This window comes from Nonomuraea sp. NPDC049709 (assembly GCF_040674815.1).
Lineage (GTDB): Bacteria > Actinomycetota > Actinomycetes > Streptosporangiales > Streptosporangiaceae > Nonomuraea.
This window is the reverse complement of the sequence record NZ_JBFANM010000053.1, coordinates 79133-85859: the sequence shown is the minus strand read 5'-3', so window position 1 is coordinate 85859 and position 6727 is coordinate 79133. Positions and strand designations below refer to the sequence as shown.

Here is a 6727-nt window from a genome sequence, read left to right as displayed (position 1 = left end):
CGCCCAGGGACGACAACCCTCCCCCACCCGCGGACGAGGACCCCGGCACGCCCCGCGTGTCCGCGCAGAAGGAGTGACCCCATGAAGCGACAGCCGCGCGGTTCCAGGACTCTCACCCTGCTCGCCGCGAGCGCCGTGGTCCTGGCCGGGTGCGCGCCCGGCTCCTCCGCCCCTCCCCCCACCACCCCCGCCGCGCAGCCGAGCGGCGCCCCGGTGCGCACCGACGCCGCCTCCCTCGGCAACGTCACCCTGACCGTCTGGGACCAGGAGGTACGCGGCGGTCAGGCCGCCCAGATGGAGAAACTCAACACCGCCTTCCAGGCCAAATACCCCAACATCAAGCTGAACCGGGTGTCCCGCTCGTTCGACGACCTCAACACCACGCTGCGCCTGGCGCTCAGCGGCAACGAGCCGCCGGACGTGGTGGAGGCCAACAACGGCCGCTCCTCGATGGGCGCGTTCGTCAAGGCGGGCCAGCTCCGCCCGCTGGACGCCTACGCGAAGGCGTACGGGTGGCAGCGGCGCTACCCGGAGTCGGTGCTGCGGTACTCGCGTTACAGCGCCGACGGCAAGCTCTTCGGCGAGGGCAACCTGTACGGCCTGCCGCAGGTCGGCGAGGTCGTCGGCCTCTTCTACAACGCCGCCAAGCTGACCGAGCTGGGACTGGCGCCGCCGAGGACGTGGGCCGAGTTCGAGTCCGCGCTGGACAAGGCCAAGGCGGCCGGCGAGGTGCCGCTGCAGTTCGGCAACCTCGACAAGTGGCCGGCCGTGCACGTGTTCGGCACCGTACAGGGGCGCAGCGTCCCGCCGGACCAGATCGGCGCGCTGGCCTTCGGCCGCAAGGGCGCCTCCTGGAACACGCCCGAGAACGTCAAGGCCGCCGAGCAGCTCGCGAACTGGGTGGACAAGGGCTACTTCGCCAAGGGCTTCAACGGGCAGGGCTACGACGCGGCGTGGCAGGCGTTCGGCAAGGGGAAGGGCGTCTTCCTGATCGCGGGCACCTGGCTGCTGGCCGACCTGCAGAAGGCGCTGGGCTCGGACCTCGGGTTCATGCTGCCGCCGGGCGTCACGGACGGCGCCGCGCCGGTGGCGACCGGGGGCACCGGGCTGCCGTTCGCGATCACCGCCAAGAGCCCCAACCCGGACGCGGCGGCGGCGTACATCGACTTCATCACCAACGCCGACGCCATGAAGGTGCTCACCGACACCGGCAACCTGCCCGTCGCCGACACCGGGGCGCAGACGGTGGCGGAGGGGCCGCAGCGCGACGTGTTCACGGCGTTCGGGACGGCGAGCGCGAAGGACGGGCTGGTGCCGTACCTCGACTACGCCACCCCGACGTTCGCCGACACGCTGGGCGCGGCGCTGCAGGACCTGCTCGCCAAGAAGGCCACGCCGCAGGAGTTCCTCGGCACCTTGGAGAAGGATTACCAGACGTTCGCCGAGAGCAACGACTGAGCATGGCAGCCCGAGCCGGGGGGCCTCCGGGCGAGCCCCGCCGCGTCGCCTACCTCTACCTGCTGCCCGCCTTCGCCGTCTACGCGGTGTTCCTGCTCTACCCGATCGGCCGGGCCGTGCAGATCTCCCTGTACGACTGGGACGGGCTGTCCCTGGGCACCTGGGCCGGGCTGGACAACTACGTGGCCATCGTCGCGGACGAGGGGCTGCGCGCCGCCTTCGCGCACGCCCTGGTGCTCATGGTGTTCTACGCCGTCTTTCCGCTGGCCATCGGGCTGGCGCTGGCCGCGATCCTCAACCACGCCAAGGTGCGCGGGCTGGGGTTCTTCCGCACCGTGGTGTTCCTGCCGCAGGTGATCGCCATGGTGGTGGTGGCGGTGGCGTGGCGGCGCGTGTACGCCCCCGACGGCTCGCTCAACTCCCTGCTCGGCGCGCTCGGGCTGGACTCGCTGACGCGGGGCTGGCTGGGCGACTACACGTTCGCGCTGCCGGCGGTCGGGGTGGTGGGCACGTGGTTCGAGACGGGGCTGGTGACGGTGCTGCTGCTGGCCGGGATGAGCCGCATCCCCACGTCGCTGTACGAGGCGGCGCGGCTGGACGGGGCCGGGGCCGTGCGGGAGTTCTTCGCGGTCACGCTGCCGTCGGTGCGCGGGGAGATCGCGGTGGCGCTGACGCTGACCGTGATCGCCGCGCTGCGCACGTTCGACCTGGTGTACGTCACCACGCGCGGCGGGCCCGGCGACTCCACCTCCGTGCCGTCGTACGAGGTCTACCACCGCGCCTTCGGGCTGGGCCAGGTCGGCTCGGCGGCGGCCATCGGCGTCACGCTCACCGTGGTGATCTTCGTGATCTCGTTCGGGATCAACCGGTTCGCGGACAGGAGGGTCTCGTGATCTCGCGCGGTGAGCGGGTGGCCAACTACGTCATCCTGTCGGTGTTCGCCGCGTTCGCGCTCTACCCGATCGTGGTCATCCTGTCCGCCGCGCTCGGCCCGGCCGACAGCGGCGGCACGGCCGGGCTCGCCAACTTCGCGGCGGCCTGGGAGGTCGGCCGGTTCGGCACGTACCTGCGCAGCAGCCTGGCGGTGTCGGCGTTCGTCGTGGTGGTCAGCGTGGTGTTGTCGATCCTGAGCGGGTACGCCTTCGGCACGATGCGTTTCCGGGGGCAATCGGTGCTGTTCTACCTGTTCATGCTCGGGATCATGATGCCGAGCGAGGCCGTGGCGGTGCCGCTCTACTTCGACCTGCGCTCGCTCGGGCTGATCGACACGTTCTGGTCGATCTCGCTGCCGCAGGTGGCGCTGTCGGTCGCGTTCGGGACGTTCTGGATGCGGGCGTACTTCCGGGCCTCCAACCGGGCGATCGTCGAGGCGGCCCGCATCGACGGCGCCTCCAGCTGGCGCATCCTGTGGCAGGTGCTGCTGCCGCCCGCCCGGCCCGCCGTCGTCACGCTGACCGTGCTGGTCTTCATGTGGACGTGGAACGAGTTCCTCATCCCGCTGATCATGGTGACCAGCGAGTCGCTGCGCACCGCGCCGCTGGGGCTGGCCTTCTTCCAGGGCCAGTACACCTCCGGCTTCACGCTGCTGGCGGCCGGCTCGGTCATCGTCGCCACCCCTGTCGTGCTGTTCTACCTGTTCCTCCAGCGCCACTTCGTCCGCGGGCTGCTCCAGGGGGCGGTCCGCGACTAACCCCGGAGGTCCGATGCGTACCAGACCCACGGCCACGCCCACGCCAGGCCCCACACCCGGCACCCCGCCCGGCCCCACGCCCGGCACCGTGACCCGCCCCGCGCCCGGCCCCGCGCCCGGCCCCGTGACCCGCCCCACGCCCGGCCCCACGCCCGGCTCCGTGATCGGCTCCGTGATCGGCCCTGCGCCCAACGCCGCGACCAGCCCTGCGCCCGACCCTGCGCCCGTCGGCGCGACCACCCCTGTGACCAGCCCTGCGCCCGGCACCGCGACCAGCGCCGCGACGCGGGGAGCATGGCGGGCACCGCGCCGTCTGGCGGCGCTCGTCACCACAGCCGCACTCGCACTCCTGCCCACCGCCCCCGCCCTGGCCGCGCCGACTGGCGGCCCCGCCACCCACACCGCCTCACCGGCCTGGGGCGCCGCCACCTACGCCTCAGCCGGTCGGGCCGCCGCCCAATCGACCGCCGCCCAATCGACCGCCGTCCCATCCACCGCGGGCCCACTCACCGCCGCCCCATCCACCGCGGGCCCACCCACCACCGCCCTATCCACCGCGGCCTCATCCACTGCCGCCCTATCCACCGTGGCCCAGTCCGCAGAAGGGCTCCCCGCTCCTCCGACCGGCGGTGAGCCGACCTCGCCTGCCACTTCGACCGGAGGTGAGGCCCCTTCGACCGGAGGTGAGGCTCCTTCGACCGGGAACCAGGCGGCCTCCGCGAACGATTCGACCAGCGGAGCCGCCACCCCCGTCGATCTCGACGCGCTGTTCGTCGGTGCTCACCCCGACGACGAGGCGTTCACCCTGTCGACGCTGGGCCAGTGGAACGAGGATCACGACGTTCGTACCGGCGTCGTGACGGTCACCCGGGGCGAGGGCGGCGGCAACGCGGTCGGGCCCGAGGAGGGGCCGGCGCTCGGGCTGCTGCGCGAGGCCGAGGAGCGGTCGGCGGTCGGGAAGGCGGCCGTGAGCGAGGTGTTCAACCTCGACGACGTCGACTTCTACTACACCGTCAGTGCCCCGCTGACCGACCAGGTGTGGGGCGGCGACACGCTGGAGAAGGTCGTCAGGCTCGTCCGCCAGACCCGGCCCGAGGTCCTGCTGACCATGGACCCGGCTCCCACGCCCGGTAACCACGGCAACCACCAGGAAGCGGCACGGCTGGCCGTGGAGGCGTACTACGCGGCGGCCGATCCGAAGGTGTTCCCCGAGCAGATCACCCGCGAGGGGTTGCGGCCCTTCGCCCCGGCCCGCCTGCTCACCGGCGGGGCGCGCGGCACCTCCCAGACCGGGCAGGCGTGCGGCTCGACGTTCCGCCCGGCCAATCCGGCGCAGAACGTGTTCGGCGTGTGGAGCGGGCGCACCTCCGCCGAACGCGGCAAGACGTGGGCGGCCGTGGAACGGGAGGCGCAGCGCACGTACGCCTCCCAGGGCTGGGCCGGCTTCCCCGACGTGCCGGCCGACCCTGCCCAGCTGGGCTGCGACTTCTTCACCCAGGTGGACGCGCGGGTGCCGTTCCCCGAGCCGGGTTCCCCGGCGGCCGCCGCGCCGACGGCCGTTCTCGACGGCTCGCTGACCAGAGCCAAGGGCGCTGTCCCGCTCGGCACCCAGCTCGGCCTGCGCACCAGCGCATTCGACGTGCACCCGGGGACGCCGTTCACGGTCGAGGTGACCGTCACCGCCCCACCCCGCGAGCCGCTCGGCCGGTCATCGGTAACGCTCCGCGTCCCTGACGGCTGGCAGGTCGCCGGCGCTCCCACCAGAACCGACGGCTCCCTCGCGTCCGGCAGCAACTCCCCGGCGGTCAAGGGCGCTGTCACCGAGCCGCATCAGCGGAACCTCGGCAGGATCGGCGCCGGGCGTGGCGGCTCGGCCACGTTCACGGTGACCCCGCCGTCCGGAACCGGGGCCGGGGCCGGGGGGCGGGTGCGCATCGCCGCCACGCTCACCACGGAGCGGGGCGGCGGCCACACCGACCGGCAGGTCGAGCTCGGCCCGTCCGTACGGGGTGCGCAGCAGCCGCTCCCCCAGGTGGCCCAGTACGAGAAGTGGACCACGGACGTGGGCGTGCCGCAGCTGCGCGGGCTGGTCACGCCCGTGCTCACCCTCCCGTCGGGCGGCACCCGGCAGATCGGCGTCGTGGTCACGAACGTGGGCGGCGCGGCGCGGTCCGGCAGCGTACGGCTGGACCTGCCGGCCGGGTTCACCGCCGACCGTACGGAGGCCGCGTACAACGATCTGAGCCCGGGCGCGAGCACCACGGTGCCGTTCACCGTCACCAACTCCGACCCCTCGCTCAAGACCTCCAACGAGGGCGGCGACTACGCGTACACCATCACCACCACCGGCCAGGACGGCACCAGCACCAGCCGCCCCGCCCTGGAGCTGGTGCCGGCGGCCTCCGTGCCCCGGGCGGCGTCGGCCCCGGCCGTGGACGGGACGGACGGTGACGGCGAGTACGCCGGCACCGCCCTGAACATCTCCCGCCTCTGGGAGGGCACCGCGTGCTCGTCGGCGGCCGACTGCTCCGGCACCGCCAAGGTCACCTGGCACGACGACACGCTGTACATGCTGGTGCACGTCAAGGACGACGTGCTGGGCACGCGCCTGGCCACGTCCGACTGCAAACGGCACTGGCGTACCGACTCGGTGGAGGTCACCCTCGACCCGCGCGGCAGCTCCGAGAACACCTCCACGACGTTCAAGGCCGCGGTGCTGCCGGTGACGGCCGAGGGCCCGCCCTGCCACCTGCGCGACGCAGACAACCGGCAGGGTCCCGGCGCCCAGACGGCTCCGGGGATGCGGGTGGCCTCGAAGGTGTCCGCCGGGGAGTACGTGGTGGAGATGTCCATCCCGATGGAGGTCCTGCCCGGTGCCGTCGACCCCGCGCACCTCGGGATGAACATCCTGGTCTACGACTCCGACACCCAGGACAAGACCGGCCAGACCCGGATCGGCTGGTCGACCTGGGGCGGGGTGCAGGGCGACCCGTACCGGTGGGGTGTGGCCTCCCTGCCCGGCTACCAGCCTCCACCTGACCGGCCGACCACCCCGCCCGACGCGGTGATCCCCGACACGGCACTGTCCAGCCTGGACTCGCCGCAGTCCCTGGAGCAGGCCGTACGCGTCCACGTCCCGCTGGCCGGCGGCCCCGCGGCGACGGCCGCCGAGAGCGCCCGGGCACTCACGGCGTCCGCCGGGCAGGACACGGTCCAGGTCACCCTCCGTGCCGCCGCCTCCGGCAAGGCCCACCTGTTCGTACGGGACGCCGACGGCACGGCGGGCAGCCGCGTGGTGACCGTACCCGGCAAGGGCACCAGGACGGTGACCGTCCCCCTGACCCGCACGCTGACCGCCCGGCCGACGGTGGTGGTCGGCTGGCAGGCGCCCAGCGGCGGCACAGCGGCCTCGCAGGTACCCGTACGCTGACGCCACCCGGCGGCCCCTCCGGCACACAACCGCGAGGGGCCGCCCCTGGAGGCGGACAACCGCACGAATCCGGGGCTTGCAGACACACAACCGCACGAATCCGTGACCTGCAGACACACAACCGCACGGCCAACCCCTGGAGACAGGCG

At 73.0% G+C, this 6727-nt stretch carries 4 protein-coding genes; all 4 read left to right on the top strand.

What is annotated here, in order from left to right:
* Positions 1-81 precede the first annotated feature (81 nt).
* Genes AB0J69_RS41010 through AB0J69_RS40995 form a run of 4 tightly spaced genes read left to right on the top strand, consistent with a single transcriptional unit; the run spans position 82 to position 6578 of the window.
* Positions 82-1458 (top strand): extracellular solute-binding protein, encoded by a 1377-nt coding sequence (locus AB0J69_RS41010; protein WP_364129408.1) that lies wholly within the window; start codon positions 82-84, stop codon positions 1456-1458.
* A gap of 2 nt (positions 1459-1460) precedes the next feature.
* Entirely contained in the window at positions 1461-2351 is an 891-nt protein-coding gene (locus AB0J69_RS41005) for a sugar ABC transporter permease (RefSeq protein WP_364129406.1), read from the top strand.
* A complete protein-coding gene (locus AB0J69_RS41000; RefSeq protein ID WP_364129404.1) occupies positions 2348-3148 on the top strand; it encodes a carbohydrate ABC transporter permease in 801 nt (266 codons plus the stop codon). The genes AB0J69_RS41005 and AB0J69_RS41000 overlap by 4 nt, the downstream gene beginning before the upstream one ends.
* 13 nt (positions 3149-3161) lie before the next feature.
* The gene (locus AB0J69_RS40995) at positions 3162-6578 is read left to right on the top strand and encodes a sugar-binding protein (protein ID WP_364129402.1); all 3417 of its coding nucleotides are present in this window, start codon (positions 3162-3164) and stop codon (positions 6576-6578) included.
* Positions 6579-6727 lie beyond the last annotated feature (149 nt).